The 23,228-nt window shown below is 38.0% G+C and carries 21 protein-coding genes; 1 reads left to right on the top strand and 20 read right to left on the bottom strand.

Features of this window, described 5'->3' with window-relative positions; all coding sequences use genetic code 11:
• Positions 1–12: 12 nt before the first annotated feature.
• The 3 genes from AC0INN_RS03805 to AC0INN_RS03795 are packed head-to-tail and all read right to left on the bottom strand — an operon-like array spanning position 13 to position 7,970.
• Positions 13–3,543 carry a DUF6443 domain-containing protein gene (locus AC0INN_RS03805; protein ID WP_306611788.1) on the bottom strand — a complete coding sequence of 1,177 codons (3,531 nt, stop codon included), beginning with the start codon at positions 3,541–3,543 and terminating at the stop codon, positions 13–15.
• 38 nt (positions 3,544–3,581) lie between these two features.
• Positions 3,582–6,422: an RHS repeat domain-containing protein gene (locus AC0INN_RS03800; RefSeq protein WP_306611786.1), complete on the bottom strand. Its 2,841-nt coding sequence runs from the start codon at positions 6,420–6,422 to the stop codon at positions 3,582–3,584.
• Between the two features lie 6 nt (positions 6,423–6,428).
• Positions 6,429–7,970 carry a T9SS type A sorting domain-containing protein gene (locus AC0INN_RS03795; RefSeq protein ID WP_306611784.1) on the bottom strand — a complete coding sequence of 514 codons (1,542 nt, stop codon included), beginning with the start codon at positions 7,968–7,970 and terminating at the stop codon, positions 6,429–6,431.
• Between the two features lie 381 nt (positions 7,971–8,351).
• On the opposite strand from AC0INN_RS03795, the gene AC0INN_RS03790 reads away from it, so the two are divergent.
• Positions 8,352–8,741 carry a helix-turn-helix domain-containing protein gene (locus AC0INN_RS03790; protein WP_306611782.1) on the top strand — a complete coding sequence of 130 codons (390 nt, stop codon included), beginning with the start codon at positions 8,352–8,354 and terminating at the stop codon, positions 8,739–8,741.
• A gap of 80 nt (positions 8,742–8,821) precedes the next feature.
• Here AC0INN_RS03790 and AC0INN_RS03785 read toward each other — a convergent pair whose 3' ends face one another.
• The 17 genes from AC0INN_RS03785 to AC0INN_RS03705 form a co-directional block, all read right to left on the bottom strand.
• Entirely contained in the window at positions 8,822–9,265 is a 444-nt protein-coding gene (locus AC0INN_RS03785; RefSeq protein WP_306611780.1) for a TraQ conjugal transfer family protein, read from the bottom strand.
• A 16-nt stretch (positions 9,266–9,281) separates the two neighbouring features.
• On the bottom strand, positions 9,282–9,845 hold the full coding sequence (locus tag AC0INN_RS03780; protein WP_306611778.1) for a conjugal transfer protein TraO: 564 nt from the start codon (positions 9,843–9,845) through the stop codon (positions 9,282–9,284).
• A gap of 24 nt (positions 9,846–9,869) precedes the next feature.
• On the bottom strand, positions 9,870–10,814 hold the full coding sequence (gene traN, locus AC0INN_RS03775) for a conjugative transposon protein TraN (protein ID WP_306611776.1): 945 nt from the start codon (positions 10,812–10,814) through the stop codon (positions 9,870–9,872).
• A 22-nt stretch (positions 10,815–10,836) separates the two neighbouring features.
• The gene (gene traM / locus AC0INN_RS03770; protein ID WP_306611774.1) at positions 10,837–12,150 is read right to left on the bottom strand and encodes a conjugative transposon protein TraM; all 1,314 of its coding nucleotides are present in this window, start codon (positions 12,148–12,150) and stop codon (positions 10,837–10,839) included.
• Positions 12,120–12,428: a TraL conjugative transposon family protein gene (locus AC0INN_RS03765; RefSeq protein ID WP_306611772.1), complete on the bottom strand. Its 309-nt coding sequence runs from the start codon at positions 12,426–12,428 to the stop codon at positions 12,120–12,122. Before AC0INN_RS03765 ends, traM begins: the two co-directional genes overlap by 31 nt.
• Positions 12,429–12,513: 85 nt before the next feature.
• The gene (gene traK, locus AC0INN_RS03760; protein ID WP_261511569.1) at positions 12,514–13,137 is read right to left on the bottom strand and encodes a conjugative transposon protein TraK; all 624 of its coding nucleotides are present in this window, start codon (positions 13,135–13,137) and stop codon (positions 12,514–12,516) included.
• Between the two features lie 142 nt (positions 13,138–13,279).
• A complete protein-coding gene (gene traJ, locus AC0INN_RS03755; protein ID WP_306612899.1) occupies positions 13,280–14,290 on the bottom strand; it encodes a conjugative transposon protein TraJ in 1,011 nt (336 codons plus the stop codon).
• 23 nt (positions 14,291–14,313) lie between these two features.
• Positions 14,314–14,943, bottom strand: a complete 630-nt coding sequence (locus AC0INN_RS03750) for a DUF4141 domain-containing protein (RefSeq protein WP_261511568.1) — start codon at positions 14,941–14,943, stop codon at positions 14,314–14,316.
• A 22-nt stretch (positions 14,944–14,965) separates the two neighbouring features.
• Positions 14,966–17,470: a TraG family conjugative transposon ATPase gene (locus tag AC0INN_RS03745; protein WP_306611768.1), complete on the bottom strand. Its 2,505-nt coding sequence runs from the start codon at positions 17,468–17,470 to the stop codon at positions 14,966–14,968.
• A 5-nt stretch (positions 17,471–17,475) separates the two neighbouring features.
• Complete coding sequence (locus AC0INN_RS03740) at positions 17,476–17,799, bottom strand: DUF4133 domain-containing protein (protein ID WP_306611766.1); 324 nt, start codon at positions 17,797–17,799, stop codon at positions 17,476–17,478.
• 11 nt (positions 17,800–17,810) lie between these two features.
• On the bottom strand, positions 17,811–18,116 hold the full coding sequence (locus tag AC0INN_RS03735) for a DUF4134 domain-containing protein (protein ID WP_306611764.1): 306 nt from the start codon (positions 18,114–18,116) through the stop codon (positions 17,811–17,813).
• A 685-nt stretch (positions 18,117–18,801) separates the two neighbouring features.
• Complete coding sequence (locus AC0INN_RS03730; protein WP_306611762.1) at positions 18,802–19,158, bottom strand: Crp/Fnr family transcriptional regulator; 357 nt, start codon at positions 19,156–19,158, stop codon at positions 18,802–18,804.
• Entirely contained in the window at positions 19,155–19,388 is a 234-nt protein-coding gene (locus AC0INN_RS03725; protein ID WP_306611760.1) for a cyclic nucleotide-binding domain-containing protein, read from the bottom strand. Before AC0INN_RS03725 ends, AC0INN_RS03730 begins: the two co-directional genes overlap by 4 nt.
• A gap of 971 nt (positions 19,389–20,359) precedes the next feature.
• Positions 20,360–21,172 (bottom strand): hypothetical protein, encoded by an 813-nt coding sequence (locus tag AC0INN_RS03720; RefSeq protein ID WP_306611757.1) that lies wholly within the window; start codon positions 21,170–21,172, stop codon positions 20,360–20,362.
• Positions 21,173–21,210: 38 nt separating this feature from the next.
• The gene (locus AC0INN_RS03715; protein ID WP_306611755.1) at positions 21,211–21,843 is read right to left on the bottom strand and encodes a conjugal transfer protein TraD; all 633 of its coding nucleotides are present in this window, start codon (positions 21,841–21,843) and stop codon (positions 21,211–21,213) included.
• Between the two features lie 2 nt (positions 21,844–21,845).
• Positions 21,846–22,262 (bottom strand): DUF3408 domain-containing protein, encoded by a 417-nt coding sequence (locus AC0INN_RS03710; RefSeq protein WP_306611753.1) that lies wholly within the window; start codon positions 22,260–22,262, stop codon positions 21,846–21,848.
• 5 nt (positions 22,263–22,267) lie between these two features.
• Positions 22,268–23,035 (bottom strand): ParA family protein, encoded by a 768-nt coding sequence (locus AC0INN_RS03705; protein WP_306611751.1) that lies wholly within the window; start codon positions 23,033–23,035, stop codon positions 22,268–22,270.
• Positions 23,036–23,228 lie beyond the last annotated feature (193 nt).

The following is a 23,228-nucleotide window of genomic DNA, read 5'->3' as shown; positions in this document are numbered from 1 at the left end:
TTTTATTAATTTCTAAAATTTAATACCATATTTTATCCAATATTTTTGAGATATGGAATTTATTTTATTTAAAAGTTGACCACCATATTTTTCTAATTGATATCTGTTAATGAGAGTTTGTTCCATTGCTCGTGCTTCAGCTCTTGTTAACCCAGTCGCACCTTCAATAGTTCGATAATCTAATAACGCTTTAGATCCTCCCGATAATTGATGTTCCAAAAATCGTAATATAGGATTCCTCATTGTAATACCAATATATTTAACATTACCAGCAGCATCCAGGCCTTTATAAACAGAATATAATGCTTTGCCTTCTTTCAAAGCTCCTGCTGGTCCTACTGGTACATCTCCTGCATAAGGTTCAACCGATGGATTAAAATACGATTTTCCTTTGTAATTTACTGATTCTCCTATTCCTAGCTCTACCCAATTACCTTCGCGATATTGATAACCTGTAAATCCTATTGCGAATATTTGACCATCTTTCGCTTGCTTAGGACATTTCGGACAATCGTCTGCACCAGCTCCAAACTGCTCAAAATTAAATTGAGAAAAATTCGGTGTATAAAGCATTGCCATCATATCTTTATACTCTTGTGTTTCTCCAAAAGTTTCCTGCCCTCTACCTCCCGCGGTACTCAGTTTAGACATTGAGTCTTCAAAATACATTGCAGTTACATCCTGCTGGCCCAAAAAATCTAAATAGTCAGCTATTCCACCATGTCCTCCTTGAGCGAAATATCTCAGGAGACTTCCCCTCTCACCCATTCCTATAGATCTTTCAGGATCTATCGTAGGAGCGTAGATGGATTTCCTTCCATCCGGATCAATAAAACTTATAGGATTATTAAATGCGTAGTTATACGGCGAAAATCTTCTCATTTGTTCCGCCAAAGGATCAATCACGCCCCATCTTGCAATGTCGGACATATACATCCTGGACCCGAAATCATTCCATCCGGTTTCACTTTGAAATTCCTTGCCATTGTACTGGTAATTATAAGAAGGATTTCCTTTTATCCCATAGCCATTATGTTTCAATCCAAAAGGATAGTAATTGTTTTCAGTAAGAACTTCTGCGCTACCGGTAGAGCTTTTGGAGTAGCTTAGCCTTATATTCCCCAAATGATCGGTGTAGTTGTAAATATACTTATTATTTTCAAAACTGTAGTATCCCTCCTCAGTAGGCACAAACTTAAGGATTGGTGAGCCCGTTCCAAGAGATGTCGTACTCGTTTCATATTGAAATCCGTCCAGATAATCCGTTACCGTATTGGCAAGAAAATTAAACTGGGCATCATCCCTGTATTTATAATCTTTTTTTAGCTTTGTCCCATCTGCGCAATATGTATATAATGTATTAACATAGGTTTGAGATCCCCTGTTCCCAACAAGCTCATTAAATTTAATATACTTCGGGAGGTTAAGTATATTATAATCGATCTGTAAAATTCCTTTATCCTTCTGGTCTGTTATATTCCCGTTATCATCATACCCAATACTATTTCCGGAAGTTTCGGGATACCCCCCATAGTTGTTTGAGGAATCAGTAACGGAGTTAAGCTTATTTCCCGTATACTGATAAGTAAGGTTATCAATAAGTTCGGTTGCTCCTGTAATGCCTTTTGTATTTCTTTGTAAAGAGCTGATGTTTCCGTTCAGGTCATAAGCCAGGGTTTCGTTATAAAAATTATTTTGGGGAACCGATGAACCTGGTTCATAATAAGTTCCTTTGGTCAGCCTGGTTAAAGCATCATATTGATAGGCATATCTTCTCAGGACATTATCTGAAGAAGTCCTCCAATCCATTTCCGAAATTAGTCCGTTGTATTTTGCAGTTGCATTAGTGGGATTCTGGAATTTAAGCTCATAGGCAAATAATTTCCCGTTAAGGTTGGAAGGATCATTAACTTTGGTAAGAGCACCCTGGATGTTGTAGGTGTAAACAATATCCTGAAGGTTGTTTCCAACCTTTTTACCTGAAAGCTGGTTAAGTTCATTATAAGTATTCTCCGCAAGTAATTCCTGAGCGCCCGTTCCTACCTGATGCCATTGTTTTTTTAATCTGTTTTGGCTGTCATATTCATACGTCTGGGTTATAATTTTTTCTGCGTCAGAAGCTAATCTTTTGTGGTAGATTTTAGACTGTTTTACGGCGCCTGCAAAATCAAGCAAAGATTCTGTTTTGGTATAGCCTCCCAGGTGATTAATAGAGTGCGTACCTATAACCCTGATCTTATCATCATACCATATATAATTTTTCGTCCAGTTATCATCTTCAATATTTTTCACATACGAAGCTGTTGCAAGGCTTCTTGTATTGACTGCATTAGCCGTGTTATCACCGATGGTATTAACACCCTGAATCTGCGAAGGTCGTGTGGGAGTTCCAGTTGGATAAGTGTCGTAGTAGTTAACAGATAATATGGTCTCAAAATAAGGAAAATGATCATTTGAATAATAAATTTGCATTCCGTTTTTAGTAAAGCCTGTAGCATTCCGGTTCTCTCTGATAATATTACCTCCAATCATATTCTGCATTTCTATTCTGCTGCCTCCTGCCACTATCCCGGTCATAATAATTCTGTCAAGGTTGTCATATTTAGTAAAAACCCATTTTGCCGTAGGGCTCATTACAGCTTCCTGTGTGAAAATCAACCTGTCAGCTTTATCATAAACAAAATATTCCCATCCTTTCCCTGGTATTTTTTTCTCTACCTGTCTTCCTTTAGAGTCATATTTATACTGATAACATAATGGGTCAAGTATACTCTGGGAAACAGTGGTCCCGTTAGCCATCTTTTCAACTGTCTTTGAAGCTTCCGGTGAAAGTACAAAAGCAAGCTGGTTATACTCGTTATAAATATAGTAAGTGTTTGCACTCTCTGATGCACTCATTACTTTCTTCACCAGCAAGGTCTTTCCGCTTGCGCTTTTAAACTCTATACTTTTATTCCCGTCTTCATCAGTTATCGTGTTTTTAGAAAGCTTTTTTAAAGGATAATATCCAGCTTTCACAATATCTGTTTTGGTAGCATTATTTTCCCACGTGGTAGAGACCGTGAATTTCAATACTTCATTAGCTGCATTTGTCTCATAATTATACAGCACTGGCTTGTTAGCCCAGGCATTTCCCGGTTTTACGCTCTGCTTTACCCTGTTATAAGGAGCAATATCCATTGTCGTTACTCCAAATATCTTTTCTAAGCCATAGGTCTGGGAAGCATCCGCAAGAGGATCTGTATAAATACCTCCATCCTGGGTTACACTTTGTGGGATAGGCAGATAAGTTTTATTCGTTATTTCCGTAGGATCATATACTATATGTTGTACTATGTCTTTTCCTGATGGAGTTCCTTTAATACTGATGATCTGCTTAGGACGAGCAAGCCCATCGAAATATTGAACTGATTCTACTTTTTTGGAGCAATCTTCGGTAAGACAGCTTTTCGTATAAGAATAGTTTTCGTTGTCAGTAAGCCCTGACTGGGAGAAGCCCCACCCAGAGACTAACAGCATCAAACATAAAATAATTTTTTTCATCCTGATCTGTGTTTTATATTGTATACCTGGCTTCATGATCATTGGTTTTTAAGGTTGTTTTTAAACTCCTGTAACGTATTGCCCGTTCGGTCTGTGATCTTAATCAACCTGTTGGCATTATCGTATTGGTAGTTCTTTCTGACTCCTGCTGGAGAAGTTTCAGTGGTTACTCCAATGAGCGGATCATAAGTGTAGGTCGTTATATTGTATTGTTTCAGATTCTGATTTTTTCTGAAAGTATCGAAAGCCGTAATGAAAGCAGGTTCTGTAGAAGGGTCTGAAATATCATTGAGCGACGCGTTGATTATAGGCTGAATGATATTAAGAGCTGTAAGCTGGTCATAGGTAATACCTTCAACTTTAGCAATCAGCAGTGTATTGTTATAACCATACACCAGTGATACAGGAACTCCGCTTTTACTGGTAAGCTGCAATACGTTCCCAAATGCATCATATTGATCAAAAGTTCCTTCAGTAGAAGGTGTTCCGCTTACAACGTCATAGGAAATTGTTGAAGAAGGATAGGCATCTGTGGTACGATCGAACTTCACTTCAGATTTAGAAATATTTTTTGAGATTCCATCTTGGGTAACGTTAGTTTCCGATTGTAACGGAACTGCAATTAAATTGACATTTTTCAGCTTCTGGTTATTCAGATCATCAGCATATTTGTAATTTTTTTCAGAATAATCTCCGGTTTCGTCAGTGGCTGCTTCTTTAATGATATTTCCATATTTACCTTCTGCTGTTGTTGTACTTGAATTGGTTAAAACAGTATTGGCATCCGGATACGAAAATCCATTGACCGTTTGAGTTTCTATCCATGGAATCTTTGGGGGAACAGGAATATTAGCATCAACAGGAGTATAATTTATGGTGTACTGATATTCATTTTTCTGCACCAATTCCCCATTCCCTTTATATTGCTCAATCTTTTGGGGGAGCAGCATATTCAAAATATTATAATTAAGGTCCGCATAATTAAAGGGACTTTGAAATGGAAGATTAAATAGACTGTTAGCATCATTAGGTGTGATAAAAGAATACTTGGTAAAATAGTTCTTAGTTGTATTGGTGACCCTTACATTTTTGTAAAGCATTTCTTCAAAAGGTTGATAAAAACCACCATCTATAAGCATATTGCTATTATCCCAACTATAAAGCATACTATTCGGAACCCCAGGTTTTGAAAAATCATCATAATTATAATCCAATACTTCTATAGGTGCGGCAGTGGGATCATCATATTTTTTAATACTTTTCACTCTCAGGCCTTTAGTATAGTTAAAAGGTTCGGAAAGCTTTTTTACTCCATATATAATAAATGTTCCTTTATCAGGGGATGACCCGGTGAGCCTTAATTTGTTCGTACCATTGGTCACAAAATACTCATAGCTTGAAGATTCTGTAGCATTTTGAAATGGCGTCCTGATGATTTCAGTTCCGGCAGCATTATAAATTTTATAAGAAAAGGGAACAGTAGGACCTTTTAATTGCAGATCATTTACCCCTCCGATAATATAACACACATTTGTGTAAATTGAGCTATCAATAGTAAATGGATAGTCTTTGGTAATAGCCATGTCAAAGTTGATCTCTGCTATTTTTACCAACTTAAAATCTTTAAAAGGATGATTTAAGATATTCCCACCGCTATAGGATAGACTATATTGATAGCTTGCCACGGGAAGTGTGTTTGATTCGAATTCATATTCTATCTTTCCTCCTGAAGGCAAATGGATGGCTCTCAATGCCCCGTTATAAGCATATTGAGGATTAACAGATTTTGTATCATACAACCGATCCTGCTCAAAAATCTGATAAGAAGAGACTGTTCCAAAACCATATTGATCTTTCTTGGTTACGTTGTAGTCAATATTATAATCAAAACTGTATTTCTCTATAAGATTATTGTTCTTATCCTGTTTAATTAAAGCAATTAGCTGGTTGTCATTTCTATCCAATTGATATTGCTGGATAACTCTTGAACCAACATCTTTGAGCATTACTTTTTGCAAGGTATACCTGTCAAAGTCACTTGAACCTGGTGTCCAGTTTGTAACAGGTAAAGGGGTACTACCCTGGTAATATTGAAAATCAATAGATCCAATATTGGTTATATTGATCTTTAACAGTTTGTATGTTGTTATGTACTGTGTTCCTCTATAATCTGAAATACTTTGTGTATAAGGTACATAGTCATAGGTCGCAATAGTATTATTGCCTTCATCTCTGATCTGGGTAAGATTATAAGCACTCTGAAACAATTCTTTCTTATTGCCTATTCCATAAAATGAAATATCGTTTTTATCAAAAAGATATTTTAACCCGTTTTCATCAATTACTGTAAAAGATTTTATCAGGTATTTTGTGGTATCAGTAGTTTTCTCGAAAATGATCCTGGTTTTTGATGTCTCTGTCTGTATAATTTTAGGACCATTGGTATTCTTATCATAGGCGATTGCAAATCTTCCACTTCCTCCAGGACAACTATACTGAAACATATTGGAATTGTAAATCTTGTTGTCACCTATTTTTGCTGCCTCATATTCTTTCACATAATTATGGGATGATCTGGACACGTAAGCTCCCCCACTAATATTCCATCCCATAGCGATACTACTGATCATTTGCATAGATGAAATATCCGAAGCAGAATAATTTAACCCCAGATTGATCTTAAGTTTAGATGATTGAGTGGGAACACTGAATAACGGAACACCTATACTGGGATTACCTCTGGCAATATCCACTGTACCCATAGTTTCATAATTACTTTTTTGAAGTTCAAAAGTATTTACACTTTGAGCATAGTTTATGATACTATGAACTAAAAAGCAAAATGAAAACAAGTTTTTTATAAAGTTATTTTTTCTCATCTGTATTTATTTCTTGATTAATTTAGCATTAGCCGTTTTGTTTGTATCTGTTTTAATTATCACTAGATAAGCTCCTTGGATTAATGGTTGTGTATTGATCTTCGTCACTTTATTCTTAGTTTTCAAATTTTGCAACTGTCTTCCACCCATATCATATAAAGTGATATAAGCATCTTTGAAATCAAAGCCAATTTCTACATATGCAAAATCAGATACCGGATTTGGATAGATCTTGATGTCTTGTTTTTCAATTAACTGGTCTAGCTGTTTATCACCTAACTTAATAATCTTCCAGTTCTCCTTTCCTAATTCGTCTGCACTGGTTCCTGCTAAGATGATGGAACCATCTCTGTTCAGTCTAATATCCGAAAGTCTTTCTTCCTGTTTTTTTGATTGACCTTTAACATATTTTCTCCACTGTTCATCACCCCTATCATTAATATATAACATCCAAAATGTTTCGTCGTCTGCTTCTATTCTTCCCTCCGCCTGAGTATAGCCACCCAATAAAATTCCTTTAGAAGTTTTATCATCTGCTGAATGAATTATACTCATTCCCATTAAGATATCTCTGTTCTTAAAGTTGTAAGATTTCTGCCACTCTTCATCTCCCTTTTCATTCAGTGATATTAGCCATAGATCAGTTCCTTCTTCTATTCCAACCGATTTGTTTCCTGATCTTTCACTTCTTGATTCACCGCCAATAATATATCCGGTTGACGTCAAAGCCAGTGTTCTTAAATGATCGTCTGCCTTACCTCCAAAGTTTTTCTCCCATTCAACCTTACCATCTTTCGAAATTTTAATGATCCAATAATCTCCTTCCCCAAAGTTTTCAGTTTGTTTTGACCCATCAGTACTACTTCTGGAATAAACACCTAACAAGGCTCCACCGTCTTTCGTTGGAATCATTTTTTCAACTTCATCATTTCCCCTTCCGCCAAATATAGATTGTGACAGCTCTTTTCCATTTTTGTCGAGTTTTATTAATAAAACATCTTTTGAACCATAACCTTTAGTTGAGTTTTGAACATTCCCGGCTACAAAGAACCCTAAATCTGTCGTTTGAATAACCGATCTTGCTTCTTCTTCAGCATTTGTACCTAAAGTCTTTTGCCATAATTCGTCACCGAATTCATTTAGTCTGATGAGCCAGATATCAGATCCGCCTTTAGAATCTTCTTTTTTATCCAAACCTTTATTTGAAAAAGAAGTGCCTATAATAGCAAATCCCCCTTCCTGTGTAGCTACAGCAGAAGAAAGATAATCATGGTTTTGCCCTACAAAGTATTTTTCCCATACCTGCTCTCCTTGCTGGTTCAATTTCACTAAATGAAGATCATAACCATTATTTTGTTTGCTGGATTCTTGTAGTTTACTGCTCTGGATTGAGCTTCCTGTGATCAGGTATTGCCCGTCGATAGTCGTAGTAATCTGGCTTAAAAAATCTTGTGTAGTGGACTTAATATCTTTTTGCCAGACTACCTCTTGTCCATAGGTGTTAAGTATAGTGCATAAGATTACTGCACCAGTAAAGGTTTTTCTCATAAACATTTGAATTTTTAAAGTGCTAAATCTAAAAATAATTCTCAGGGGAGTATACCGGGATTTCCCTATATTTTAATGTGAGAATTACTATTTTCATAAGCTGTTATTTCTATTTTTATTATTGCTTTCACAAAACTACAAACGGAAGGCGACAGAACATGTCGTATTATTTTATCAAATAATAATTTTGCTTTGCAGCTTAAACCTATCTAAAAAGATAGCTTATTTTCCTCGATGTTATTTTGAAATAAGTTCGGCTAATCTAAAAATAATTCTGTCCCAAGTGAAAACTTTTGGTTATAAATTTAATAACCAGCGGTTATAAATTGCAAGCCATTTATATTATATATTTTTTATATTTTAGCCATATAAAATTTACTTATGGCAACACTGGGAACCAAACTAACAAGACTTAGACAGAGAAAAGGATACTCACAGCAAGAAGTTGCTGATTTGTTGCACATATCACAACCTGCTTATCACAAGTGGGAGACAGATACCTCGAAACCAGGTCTTGAATCGGTAGTTAAGCTATGTGAAATCTATGATATTGAAATTAATGATTTATTGGAAGATGGAAATACAGTCATTTCGAATAATACATTTGATTCTTGTTCTTCCAATGTAATTGGGGCAGCTTATAACCCTGTATTTAATATTAATTCTTCAGCCATGATGGAGGGCATTATAAAGAACCAGGAACATCTTGCTAAATTAATGGATTCACAGAATAAACTTATTGAGGCATTAATAGAAAAGTTAAGAGCATAATTGTTATCAATTAAAAAAGCCGGGATTGAAATCCCGGCCGTCAACATCCTCATACAAATTAACCCATCAAGTGAAGAATATCAGTTAAAATTAAATTCAGCTGTTTTTTCGTTTCCGAACTGATCTGAAACCCATATCTGAAACTTGTGCCCCTCTTTTGATTTCGGTTTGTAGTGCAGCTTGAAAGAATCTGTTGGAATTTTATACAGCTTGTTAGGCTGAAAAGATTTTTCTTCCTGAAACATCAGCCTACCGATCCCTTCGTATTGAAAATACCTAATCGAATATTGAGTATCCTTATAGAATCCTTCCCTTTTTATATGGCAAGGAATCTCCACGATCTCTCCGGGTTCTATTGATGATGGCACCGGCATAATCTCTAATGTAAAAGGAAAGTTAGTCTGAACCTCCAGCTCTTTGGAACAGGAGACGAGCCCCAGGCAGATAAACAGGAACATCATGAATGAGCCCCATTTCTTAATAATACCTGTTTTTAAATATTGTTTACTGCTAAAATATTTCATAGTTGTTGATTTATCATTAGAAAATAAAACGAATTCCCACACCAGCCATGGGACGGCAGCGTTCCAGGGATGTCCCCATCACATACCGGGTTTTTCCCTGCACTAACAACACTATTCTATCTCCCAGATAAGTTTCCAGAGAAAGACGTAATGCGCCCCCATAGATAAAGCGATCCTCATTGAGAATGACAGCTCCCATAGGAAGTATCTTTTTGCTCTCATTGATGGTCTCGTAACCTGCTACAGCACCTAGTCCAACGTAAAGGGATACTGTTCTTGTCCAGTCTCCCAGTAGATAGAGATTATAGCTACCCTCAGCTGCAAAACTCTCCGCAGGAATTTCTATCCCTCCAAAGGCATATTTCCGACGGGAATAATCAAATGCCCACAGTAGATAGTTGCCTTTCTTTCGGCTAACCGTCATTCCTGCTTGTATATAATAGGGAGTGGGTAAAAAATTCCCTCCCAAGATCCTGCCTATGGAAAACTCTATTCCTTTCTTTCCTTCCATTAGTCTTTGGGCTTTAACTTCACTAAAGCCCGCCAAAATCAGGATGAGTATTAAAACTATATTTTTCATTGTCTTAAAATTTTAGGTATTAGTTTAAAAATTCAGGCGCATATCCTTAACCAACCTTGCTTTGATGAGATCTTCATTCTGTATGTTCAGCACCTGGTGCCGGCCACCATTCTTTTCAAAGATTTCAATGAAGAGTACCTTATCATCAGGAATAGTGAGCTGTTCCAGCAGGTAAACATTTCTTTCTGTACTAATCCCCGCAACTTCTTTCAGTTCCATATATTCTCCAAGAGGCTCCACTGTCCTTTCTTGGATAACCGTACGCTTACTAATCTTCTTGTCCACAACCTTAAAGCTTATAAAATCAATGGCAAAAGGAATATTAGTTGCATTGTTAAACTCCAAATAGAAAAAAAGCTTTCCATTGAGTGTATAAATCCCTTTAAGGAGCACTTTTATCCCAAAGCTCTCTGCACCAATATGCCGAACAAATCGCTTATTGCGTTTATAGATACTTGCCATCACCAAATGAGACAATGCCGGAGCATCAGTACCGAGTTCTTTAAAAAGTGCTTCGCCCTCTGTAGCTGTGGATATATTGTCTTTGCTGTTCTTTCTATCTTTTGATAAATTCACAGTAAGAGTATCAGGATATTCACTATATCGGACATTGAAATTGTAAAACTTTCCATCCTCAGTAACGACGGAAAAATTGGTTTCATCTGTAAAACCTCTTACCGCAGCTTTAACCCTGAGTACATTTTCCACACTTTCTGCTTTCCCGGCAGTAATATTCTCACTACCCAAATCCACGTAACGTATGGCAGAAGGAAATATCAAGTGGGTGGTTTTATCATAAGTCACCCTTACATCATAGGGAACAATGGTTGAATAAGGCTCTTCCGTTGGAAGGCTCTTCACCTCTTTTATGGTATCAACTGGTATATCTGCTGGCTGTAACTGTGCCCACGCATCATTTTGCATGAGGGTTAACAGGACAATGACAGCCATTCTAAAAATGTGTTTCATAATTAATTTTTAATGCGTTGTTCTAATTGTATTTATTGTTTTTAGGGAGCAGGAAAAGAAGGTATCCTGCTTTTACAGTAACTTTTGGAGCTCCAATCCTCTTAGCCAGGTAGCCTGATGCTCCTTGTACTACCCCTTTCGTTAGATCAGAGATCAACTGCTGCCCTGTCGAACTGCTCAGCACAATGTTAGTTCCTGCGGAACTGCTCATCCCCGAAGCGATTTCCTTTATCGCATTGACATCTGGAGTGTAAGGAAGATTAAGCCCAGGCTGGCCATCCAGGTCATAGGCCGAAATTTCTACAGGGACTATCTTACCCTTATACTCTACCGAACTAATTTCCAGTCCTAGCCTTCCATCTCTAATCCCAGCTCGGGCCGTGAGGAGTGTTCCGGGTGGGATGGCTATTCCCGCGATACGAATACCTTCGAGTAGACGCAAAGGAATACTGCTACCTACTGTGATCGTTTGAGTTCGGTGAATGCAAGCATGGATGCTATTGGACAATATTTTGGAAACAGCAGAACTTTCCCCAATACCTCCGTTAAAAAATCGCTCCTGTCCACCGTTCAATACTGAAGCCACAAATTCCTGATCGGTCTGTTGCTGTCTTTGGGTAAGAGAAGACACTACGCTCTTCTCCGTCATATATACTGGTTCAATATACCGTTTAGAAACAGGATGCTGCTTTATTGTATCAGAAGCCGCAGGCTTCTGTTGAGGCATAACCTGAGGAAGATATTTGGCCGCCATTTGATAGGATTTCTCCATCATAGCAATCGGATCATTGGTAATAGCATCCTGTGAAGAAGCTGCATTGGCTTTTTCTCTTTTCAACTCCCTGATTTCCTTCCGTAATGTTTCCTTCTCATTGTCATCATGGTAAAAGCTTCCCAGGGTATTCTGGATCTCCTCATAATTCTGCCGACTGGTTAATGTCGGATTTGCCCGGTTCTTACCACCTTCTCCTGTTAATGGATTCGTGCTGGCAACACTATCACGGCTATTCCAATAATCAGATAAAGAAAGCATTGCATTCTTTCGTTCATTCTGCTTTTTTTCAAGAAGCTCCTGTTCATATGCTTTTTCTTTATCTCCTAATAAACCAGCATCATTAGCCTGTGGTAACGCATTATTAAGCCCTGCCTCTGTAATTACCTTCTTTTCATCAGGCCGAAAAATAAGGTATAGGCATCCTGCAAAGGCTATGGCAAGAAGTCCATAAATTGCAGCTTTCTTAAACTCTGGCTTTTTACGGGTAGAAGCGTCCACCTTCATGTCCTTTTTACCACCTGCCTCATGGATCAACACTGTACTTTTCCTTTCCTTTTCCATAATTTTTCTATTTCCCTGTTATCGACTGTAGTTATTAAGGCTACTTTTTTACTTTTTTGTAAAGCAGGCAATGGATTGGTGATATGGTCAATGTCACTTCCTTCTTTCTTACCTCTTTTTGCATCCAGGTAAATCCAAACCATTGTGGCCATCGCCATCAACAAGTATAGTATGGAGATAATTAGGATGAATCGCAAACGTTGGCGGGGGGTCAAACTGTTGCAGTAGACCTTTAAATCCGCCTGCCAGGTTCCCGCCATCTTTCTTATATTTTTCATGGTATTCTTATTTTAGATTATACTCTTCACCGGTGAGTTTTGATACCTTTCTCACAGGGCTTCACCGCATGATAGTAATATTGGGTTAGCGCTCTACCACCTGTAGATCTTTATTTATCAGAACCGTAAATTTTTCGATAATAAAACCTTGAGGATTAGCTTCAGATTTTACTGAATTAATCAAGAAACAAGAAGTTACCAGACTACGCTCAGTAATACTGCTGCTGCGCGTAATATACTGACGTGCATAGGTTTGCACTGCATAAGGATAGCGATCAAAATTGCACTTGATACTGTCTATTTCTAAGCGTTGGAGTACATTCCCAGAAATGATCTGGTTATAGTAACCCTTTTCTGAAAGATCTTTGTAGTAGTTGAAAGTACTTTTGTCAGACAATAGAAATGCACGCTTCATATTGTACTCTATAGCGCTTTTATCAGGCGCTAGGGTGAAAAAGAGTTCGTGAAACCTCGTTACATGCTCTTTTGCTTCCGCCGGTCTGTTAATTCTGATGTCCTGGGATAGTGCCATCATCAATGATTTGCCCTTTTCCAGGACATAAATTTTCTGACGCTGCTTCTCTGCAAACTCATAAGACTTCCAAACCGTAAATGCAGTAACAGCTAAACACATTCCTGCGAACAGAAAAGAAAACAGCCTAAGCTGCTTAAAGCTATTCTCAATGTTTCTTAATATTTTAAATTCCATATTGTAATTGTTAAATGGTAAAAAGCCGGTCGGGTAACTAGTTTATGGGTAGGATTAGACTGTATCTGCTATAATAAAAAGAATATCCTTGCCCGTTATTCATGAGTGACCCTTCCGGCCGTAATCAAGTATCAACGCAGTACTACTTCTTGGTCAAAAGCTGTCCTTTGACTTGTCCTGCTGCATTTCCAGCTAAAGCTCCAACTCCTGCTCCGGCAATGCTTCCTGCTTTGCGGACAGATTGACTCAAATTGCGATTAAATCCTCCCATACCTCCTGATTGAATAATCCAGCTTGTTACGGTTGGAATGGTAAAGTATCCGACAATACCGATGAGCATGAATATGATATACACCGTATTCGAGCCATCAGGAATGAAACTGGGATCGGAAAGATTTTCTATATCTTGTTCAACCATCAGTCCCTGGATTTTCGCCAGCATACAGCTGAAAAGATCTGCCACCGGAAGCCATAGGTACACCCCGATATACCTCGATATCCATTGGGTAAGATTAGATTGGAAACCATCCCATACTGAAATGGCAAAAGCAATTGGACCCAGAATACTGAGTACAATCAGGAAAAACGTCCGTATCGTATCAATCACCAGCGCAGCTGCTTGAAAGAGAATTTCCACCAGCTCCCTGAACCAATCTCTTATTTGTTTTTCAAGATTATACGAAGCCCTTTCAACATACATACCGGCCATGGAAGCGATATCTGAAGGCGACCATCCCAATTCGTCCAGCTTTTTGTCAAACTCTTCGTTGGAAGACAAAAAAGCTGTTTCTGGATTCCGAAGCAGTGCTTCTTTTTCCAATTGGTCTTTCTGTGCCTGAAGCTTATGGAGGTCCAACGTCTGCCCTTCTAGCATACTATGGGTTCCTGTGACAATGGGACTCAATACCCCGTTGATGGTCCCAAGAACGATAATCGGAAAGAACATCACACAAATTCCTATGGCAAAAGGACGCAGCATCGGGTATACATCAATAGGTTCTGCGCGGGAAAGTGCCTGCCAAACTCTATAAGCAACATAAAACAGCGCTCCTAATCCCGCAATCCCCCTTGCCACTCCCGACATTTGGGAACAAAGCGGCATCATTTCATCATACAGAGAGCGAAGCACTTCATGCAGGCTCTCAAATTCTATCTGTAATAACATAATGTTGTAGTTTACCAGTATCTTAATTTGTCAGTACCATAGAGCTTTAAAACTCTGGCTCCGTCATTCTCTTTCTTGGCTCTCAGATAGCTCACCGACACATTCTTATTGGTGTAGTAACGTACCAGGTTGTAATATTCCCGGACCTCTTTATACACCTTATCAATGATATCCATGCGCTCCTTGTCGTTCATTTCCAGCCCTGAGTTACCAACAATCTGTTTGAGGTCGTTTAAAAGACCGCTACTCTCTTTAAGAAGTTGGGAATACCCATAGGCGATGGCCGTGACCTCCTGTGGTGAGAAATGAGGATCATTAATCATTTTCCCAAAATTGGTCACATACATTTCTGAAATATCACCAACCAAGAGGACGGTCTGCTGAACTTTCCTGGCATCTTTCACCAGGTTATTAACCGCCTTTAGCTTGTCGTAATACTCCTTTCCCTGTGTGTATACTTTCTCTACCTCCTTAAAATTTTTGACGACATTAGATACCGTCGAAGAGGTCTGAATGATTTCGTTCGCACTGTTGATTATACCGGAGAATAGATTTCCCGGATCAGTTACTACAAACTGTGCTTTAAGTGATGTTGTGCCTAGCAAAATGCCAACGCATAGCATCAGAATTGACTTTTTCATTGATTAATTTTTTTTTGGATTTTTATTCGTTGTTTTCTCGTTTTAAATAGGCGATCTTTTGTATAGCCGCCTCTATGTCGCCTCCAAGCTCAGCAGCAAGCTGCATCACTTCGTATTTCTCCGTTTCCTCAGTGGTAAAAGCGAGATATTGCTCCGCACTAACTTCTGTAGCATACACCGCCGAGTGGGTTCCGCCAAGCCCTATCCAGACTTCTTTATATAACCGGAAAGGATCATTGTTTTGATTGATTGAAAGAATTTGACCTCTTTGTTTTTCCGTCAAGCCTAACATTTTTTGGATGTCATCGAACTTGTTCATGTACTTGCGCTGATCCAGAAGAATCTTACAGTCTGAATTATTGATAATAGACTCTTTAACAATAGGTGAATGAATAATATCGTCTACTTCCTGGGTAACTATAATGGCTTCTCCAAAATATTTTCTTACCGTCTTAAAAAGATACTTTATATACTCAGCCATACCCTCTTTAGCAATGGCCTTCCACGCCTCTTCAATCAAAATCATTTTCCGGATTCCCTTGAGCCTTCTCATCTTGTTAATGAAGACCTCCATTATAATAATTGTTACAATTGGGAGCAGAATTCTGTGCTCGCGTATTGCATCAATTTCAAAGACGATGAAACGTTTGGAAAGAAGATCCAGCTGCTTTTCGGAATTAAGCAGGTAATCATATTCTCCCCCTTTATAGTAGGGTTCAAGTACATTCAGAAATCCAGTCAGGTCAAAATCCTTCTCCCTTACTTTTTTCTCTATTAATACCTGGCTGTATTCATCCCTTACAAATTCATAGAAGCCATTGAAAGAAGGTATATGAATCAGATCTTTTTTCAGGTGATCAATATATAGGTTGACAGCATTCGATAATGCCACTTCCTCGGCACGGGTTGGTGGTTCATCATCCCGCTTCCATAGCGTGAGAATGAGAGTTTTAATACTTTCTTTCTTCTCAATATCAAATATTCGGTCGTCTGTATGGAATGGATTAAAAGAGATCGGATTCTCTTCGGTATAGGTGAAATATATTCCATCCTTACCTTTGGTTTTTCCTTTGATAAGTTCGCATAAACCCTGATAAGAGTTCCCTGTATCCACCAAAAGGACATGAGCACCCTGCTGGTAATACTGTTCTACCATATGATTAGTGAAAAAAGATTTTCCACTACCTGATGGACCCAGCACAAATTTATTACGGTTGGTAATGATCCCTTTCTTCATCGGCAAATCAGAGAGATCTACATGAACAGGTTTTCCCGTCAGCCTATCCGACATCTTAATACCAAAGGGAGAAGGAGAATTTCGATAATTGGTTTCTCCACTGAAAAAGCATAATGCAGGTTCGATGAAAGTGTAAAAGCTTTCCTCACTGGGGAAATCCCCTGCATTACCGGGAATACCCGCCCAGTATAGAGTTGCTACATCGCTGGTATTATGCCTTGGCACACATTCCATAAGCGCCATTGCACTTCCGGTATCATTCTTGGCCAACTTCAACTCATGCAGATCTTCAGACCAGCACATCACATTGAAATGAGCACGAATCGAAGGCTGTCCATAGGAATGGGCTTCATTCAGATAATTTTCTATCCATTCCCTATTAATCTGGTTGCTGCGGCTATAGCGACCCAGAGAATGCATATTGCGGGCTGTCTTCTCAAACTTCCGGAGATTGTCTTCACTGTTATCTATAAAGAGATATTGATTATAGATATGATTACAGCTCAGAAGCAGCCCTAACGGAGCAGCAAAAGACAACAGGCAATCACTACGGTCTGTAGATAATTTTTCATACCGAGTTTCAGAACCTACCGATGAAGGTAAATCGTCCGTATCAGAGAGTGTATGAAGACATATTCGCTTATTGCCGACGCGCATTTCCTCAGACCCCAGGCACAGATCCTGAAGGACTCCCTCTTTACCGGTTGATAGGGTTAGATACCTAGATAATAAGCCTTGATCCTTCTCATTTCCCAATAAATCATCCTCTTCCATTCTTACCATGGACAATAGGCCACTGTCATTGACAATACGCTCAAACTGACTTACAGCTTCTGCAAATCGATGTAAGGTTTCACTATCCTGACTTTCTTTAGGAACCACTGAACCCCGGCAAAGCGATGAAAAGTTACTTTGCTTGCGCATTCTATCCCTAGTGGTAGCGGTTAGATAGAGATAACAATAATGATTCAGGAAAGGACGCTCATTAAAATGCAATTGATAGCTGCGTCCTAAAAAGCTCTGATCCTCTCGGTCTAATTCAGGTTGATAATCTTCTTTGATAAACCAATCCTGTTTGCAGATCACCGTATAATCAGGGAGGGTCTTAATAGCCTTATGCCAGGTGGAATGGATCGTTTCATACTCTTCCGTCCCCACCGTAAAGATCTCAGGAAGCCGAACTTTGAAACAGGCAGTAACATCCGCCTCTTTAGAGATTAAAAATCCCTGCTCGAAACCCAATAACGGAAACATGCTTTCCAGGGTCGCTGATTTTGACGTGTTTTTCATGGCGGTTAACTTTTCTGGGTTGATTGAAAATACCTGAAGACAGCTTTGCGGGAGAGAATGTACTTGGGATGCTTTTTTCTCGCGGCTAACTTCATCACCCCATATTGTCCGTACGTCTTATTCAGACGGAAGGTTTGCCACACAATCAGCGTGCAGCTAACAGCCCCAGTACCTATGCAGGCGTAAGGAGATAGCCCTGCCATATAGAGTACCATGACCAGAATGAGTGCTGCTAAAAGCCCACCTGCAAATACAAACAGGTATTGGGCTTTCAGTCCGTACAGCTCCACCGTTCTGCCGATTCCTTTATTAATTTTAAACTCTGACATGGTGCCGGATATTAAAGGAAAAAGGATCTTAGAATAGTAGCCGCCACGATCAAAAAGATACAGGCTCCAAACCAGCTCGCAGCAGTCTTTGAAGTATCGGGATCTCCGCTGCTGAATTTGTTGTAAACCTTTACTCCACCGATGAGGCCCACCACCGCACCAATGGCATAAATCAATTTAGTGGCAGGATCAAAATAAGAAGTAACCATTTGGGTGGCTTCGTTGATCCCGGCAGAACCATTTCCCTGCGCGTAGGTTGCAGCTACTCCTAGGAGCATGAGTCCCGTTAGCAGTTTTTTCTTTTTTTGTTTTTCCATGTTTAAAATGCTTTTTTGTTTGCGAATACTGCTCTTTGCAGTTGTCACAACAAAAATGACATGGAATCCAAAGTCCTCTACTATGACGTCTTCCAGAGGACACATTTGTCCGGAATTGTCCGGTTCAGAGGAGATGTATAAGAATAAAATCAACGAAAAAAGTATCCGGAATAAATGACAGGTTAATCAGCGAAATGAACTAAGTCCAATAGAAATTGTACGAGTTGTTGGAAGAGTACTTTATAGAAACAAAAATGCAACTATATAAATATTTGCAATCAATAAAAAAGGAGTCCTTCAATTGAAGACTCCTATCCAGTATTAAAACAATTTTAAAGTTTCTACGTAAAAGCTTCCCGGGGTGGGAAGCTGTCAAACCTAATGGAATTTATTAGTTGGAAAACTAATAATCTAATTTACTAAGTATGTTTAATTATTTTTATGATCGCGATCACCATATATCTTATGGTAAATATTTGTAATTTTATAGGTGATGTAATTTTTTTAACAAATCGCATTTGTGTTTTTTTATCCTCAGCTTAGGCTGGGGATTTTTTATTAAAAAACTTCCCTGGTTGAAGAAGTTGTCACAAAATAATGAAAGTTAGTGGTAAGAATACTATTTCAAATGTAGCGAGTTGAACTTTGGTGGTTCTATGATCATAATCATAAAAAATTTAGTAGATTATCTTGCCCTTTTGATTTTTAAGATGTGATCTGCCTCCATTTTTTTTATTGTGCGTATAACTGTTTCTACGGTCATACCTGTTAGATTTGCTATTTGTTGTCGTGTAAATGGCACTTCAAAAGCACCAGAGATATTTCTAAAGTTGTACTCTTTGATATAATCTAAGAAGGTTTTGATCTTTGTCAGTGGTTCAATACCCGATAAATTGAAAAGCATTATATATTTGTAATAAAGCCTTTCGGACATGCTTTGCATAAGACTTTTCATTATATCAAAGTTTTGGCTTATTAAACTGTTAAACTCGCTTAGGCCAAGGCATAATATATTACAATCTGTCTTAGCAATTGCACTCATTGGATAAGGTTTTCTGTAAATAATAAAGATTCGCCGATACTTTGTCCGTCATATAAAATGTTATGATTAAATTCTCTTCCATTTTGATGAAAGTTAAATAATTCCACTATACCTGTAACAATCTGAAAATATTGGTTTGGAGTAGAGCCTTCCTGGAAAATTATCTCTCCCTGAGCGAAATATTTGTTAACCGCTCCATGCTTAATTAACAAATCTTTACTTATTATCATAATTGTAATCTCGTGGGGTTAAAAAAATGTTTTTGATAAAGATTGACTAATATTCATATCAAATTATAGACCGTTTTTTGTTTATAATATGGTTTCTGATATATTTTTCTAATCAAAAATGAGACCTTCATTAGAAGGGACTCCAGTGATAATATTTAATACAATAAGATTTAAGATTTAGTCTATCTCTATTTTATCCTAACTAGGGCTTGATAAAAACCATTTATTCCAATGGCAATACCACCCTGTAGCCTCCATCCTAGTAATAAATTTGCTTCAACTACTTCATGAAGGCCATCGAGGGAATCATTACAAACAACTCTGTATTCCATAATATTTTTTTTGCTTTTAATAAATCTACACATAATAATATTGCCTACAGTCATAAAATTTGCTAACTTTTTCGATATATCTTTGTAAATTTATAATTCAATGTATTTGTTTTCGACAAAGCATTGATGTTTCTTTAGCCTGTCTACGGACAGGTTTTTTAATGCCTATTAAATCTGGAAAAACGCGAATTGCTATAAATTATACCTGAAAACATTTGGTAATTTGATATAATTTGTATCAATTTTAATAAATGCAAATAAGTGGCGAAATTAAGCAAGTTCTTTCTGATCGGATCAAGATTATTACAAGTCAAAAGAAACAGGAAATAGACGTTTTTTACACGGCTAAAAACGAGCCGTTTGTTAAAAAACTAGTTCCTCGTGAGCGCGTTGAATTCTCTATTGTACTAGAATCAGTCGAAGTCAAGAATATCATTTTGGGAAAAGTTTGGTTATTTGATATTATACATCCAAAACCTCCGCTGCCTACAAGTCGGAAAAAGGGGGATGATGACGGTAACTGGGCAGACTCTAAACTAAATAAGAACTAAAAGGAAAAGGTACTAGTAATATGGGTGCAAACTCGCGATATATATATGCAGAGAAAGGTAGTCTTCCTTAATGAGAATGGCGCAAGGGCTATATTCTTCGACCTTTACCTTTTGGTTTATCAGAGAGAGAATCTTTCTTCAACTCTTTCTTTTGTTTGAGCAACAGATTACTATCAATGATTTTCAACAAAGGGGTATCTTTCCAGGGAATAATAGTGGCTGTATGTTGACTCCTTAGACCAACCCATTTTAAATCGGCTTTTGGATCTAAACCCATTTTTCTGTTCCAGCCAACAGGGTCAAGCTTTTTCTCCATAGGGATTTCAATGGCAATAAGATCTTTGGGAAATTCTGTTATAGCATGGTAATTGGGCTCCTGAAACTCACGGGTTTCAGGGTTGTAAGGGATTAAATATTTCTCTTTATTCTCAATATAGTATCCATCTAGTTTCGAAAAAACAATTCCTTTTGATAGAAAATCATCCTTGGGCCGAAGCATATCCATGCGAAGGTCTACATAAAAAGTATGACCTGCAATATCTAAAATAGGTAGAATTCCTATGAATACCCGCTTATCATATTCAACTTTATCTACCATGATATCAAAATCTGTCTTTCCCTTAAAATCTTGTACAGAAAAGTTATACTTCATTGCCATACCTTCAGGGTCTAATTCTATCAATGCTGGTAATTTTACCATAACAGAGTTATCAGAATAAAAAAAGAACGGAATGTTCTTATCATCCCGACAATATTCAAATTCGTATCCGTCCCCCGTATCCTTCATATCAGAAAACTGGATGGTATTATGAGGATTATTTTTCTCCCATAGCAGAAAGTTATTAACGTCAACTACAAATTCACTTTCCTCAATATTAATCACCGGCTGTATGTACTTCATAGTGCAACTATTAAAAGTTAAAAAAAGGGAGTTGTCATTTAGACAAACTCCCCGATGTCAAATTGATCCAATTCTCCATTCCGCATGATGGAAGAAAAAGAAGTCGATTCTCTGGCAATACTTCTGTCTAGCAATTGTGCAATCTTCTCCGATGCCCCTTTCATAGAACTTTCCAAAAGACTCAGCAACTCGGTTCCCTGTATTCTTTGAACTATATCCGCTGCTTCTTCAATTTCGGAGGCTCCTGGCTTCTCTTTCAGCAGAAGCACCCCCACAGCGCTTAGTTCCTCAAAGGTAACCCCCATAGCAAAACCTTGGCCGCCTTCCGAAAGTCCGTCTATTCTCCATTCTTCCTCTTCTTCTTCAAAGTCAGGCATCACCATGAAAACTTCTTCCTCTTCTTCCTGCGGAATTTCAATCCCGGTAGAATTCCCACCGGATTCTGATTCAAAGGTAACAGCTGATCCATCCACTTTTTTCGTTTGGCTACTTTTGTCCGGCAATGGTAGTGAAAGGCGGGAAACACTTCTGGTTTCACCCATGATATCCGAAAACCCGACTGTATTATTCTCTTCAGGTTTTTTCTGGCTTATAGTTTTCTTGGGAAAGATTTTATCATGTAGCAGAAGAAGAATCACAATCACCAGGCATGTGAGTATCAAGCTTTCCATAACTATAAAATGGGTTTATATTTCTCATTAAAACTTTTGGTGATCTGCTCCCCAAATTCCAAAAAATGGTATTCCAGTACATTGTTCAGATAGGTGTAAATAGTTAGTTTATCTTCACCTATAACCTGGACAATACGTGATAGCTTTTCGTGAAAATCAGGCTGGATATATACCGTCTTCCCATCACGAGCATTTGTATCAGTCTTTTTGAAAAAAAGACTTTCATAATCAGCATCAATTTGCCTTTTCAATTTGCTTCTCTCCTTGCCCGCAGGTTTTTCCTGCACGGGTTCTACCATAGCTTTCGGCTCCTCAGAGGGAAGTCGTAAACCATCTTTTTTTACCCCTTCAGCCATAAGACTCATCATCAGCTCTTCGTTGATATCAGGACCGGCTTTTTTAGAATTTTCTTTTTCCATAAAAACTACAATTGAATAATTTGTAAAAACTCACTAATGAAGAGATCCAACCCACAGGTTTTCATCAATCTTTCATCAGCAGGCATTAATGTACTGCGAAACACTGCCTTGGCTCCTACTTCACTTTCTTTACGAAAACGGGTACTGCTTCTGATCTGGCTACGCATAAGACTTAGACCTAGTTCTCCAATCACCTGGATGTAAACATTGTATAAAGGAGTGCTTTCCCTACCATCAACCTGATTCCAAAAGAGGTTAATACTTTCAATGGAAGTTTCTCCCTTTTTCATAATCACATCCTGCAATAGCTGTGTAAAAACCAGCGTACTTTCCATCACTAATCGGTCTGCTGTTATTGGGGTAAAGATGTGATGCATTCCAGCCAGTGCCTTTAGGATACCAGGGGTGTTTACCGTTCCAGGAAGGTCAAAAAAGACCACATCAATAGGTACAGCAGAAGAATCAAAGAAGTTTTGTGCTGCTTCAACAACCCCTTCTGCTTTATGCTGGATGATAGGATATGCTTTCTTATTAATGGTTGTAAACTGCTTGTACGCAAGCTTCTTTAAAACCTCGTTTTCCATAACCATATTGAGGTCGCGTTCTTTCATTTTAATCAAACTGTGCTGAGGAAAATCCGCGTCAAATACCGCAACATTATAGCCTAAACGATAATGAAGTATACTGGCAACCAGTGTAGTAAAAGTACTTTTCCCCACACCCCCTTTCTGAGATGAAAAGGCGATGAATAAAGGTCTTTGCTTTGTTCTCATTTTTTTTCTTTTAATGTTATATAATTGCTTACTTAGGTCTCTATAACTGTGCATATGTACTTTTCTGTATCTATCTGTATACAGATAACCCTGTATAGTCTTATTTACTTACCCAATTGCATTTGTATTGCTATAAGCAGTTGTTTATGTATATAACTAGTCCCCTATAAACCCATCTATATAAGGATCTATG

This window comes from Chryseobacterium subflavum, from assembly GCF_055762745.1.
The sequence above is the reverse complement of the archived record's forward strand: the minus strand, read 5'-3'. Positions and strand labels throughout refer to the sequence as shown.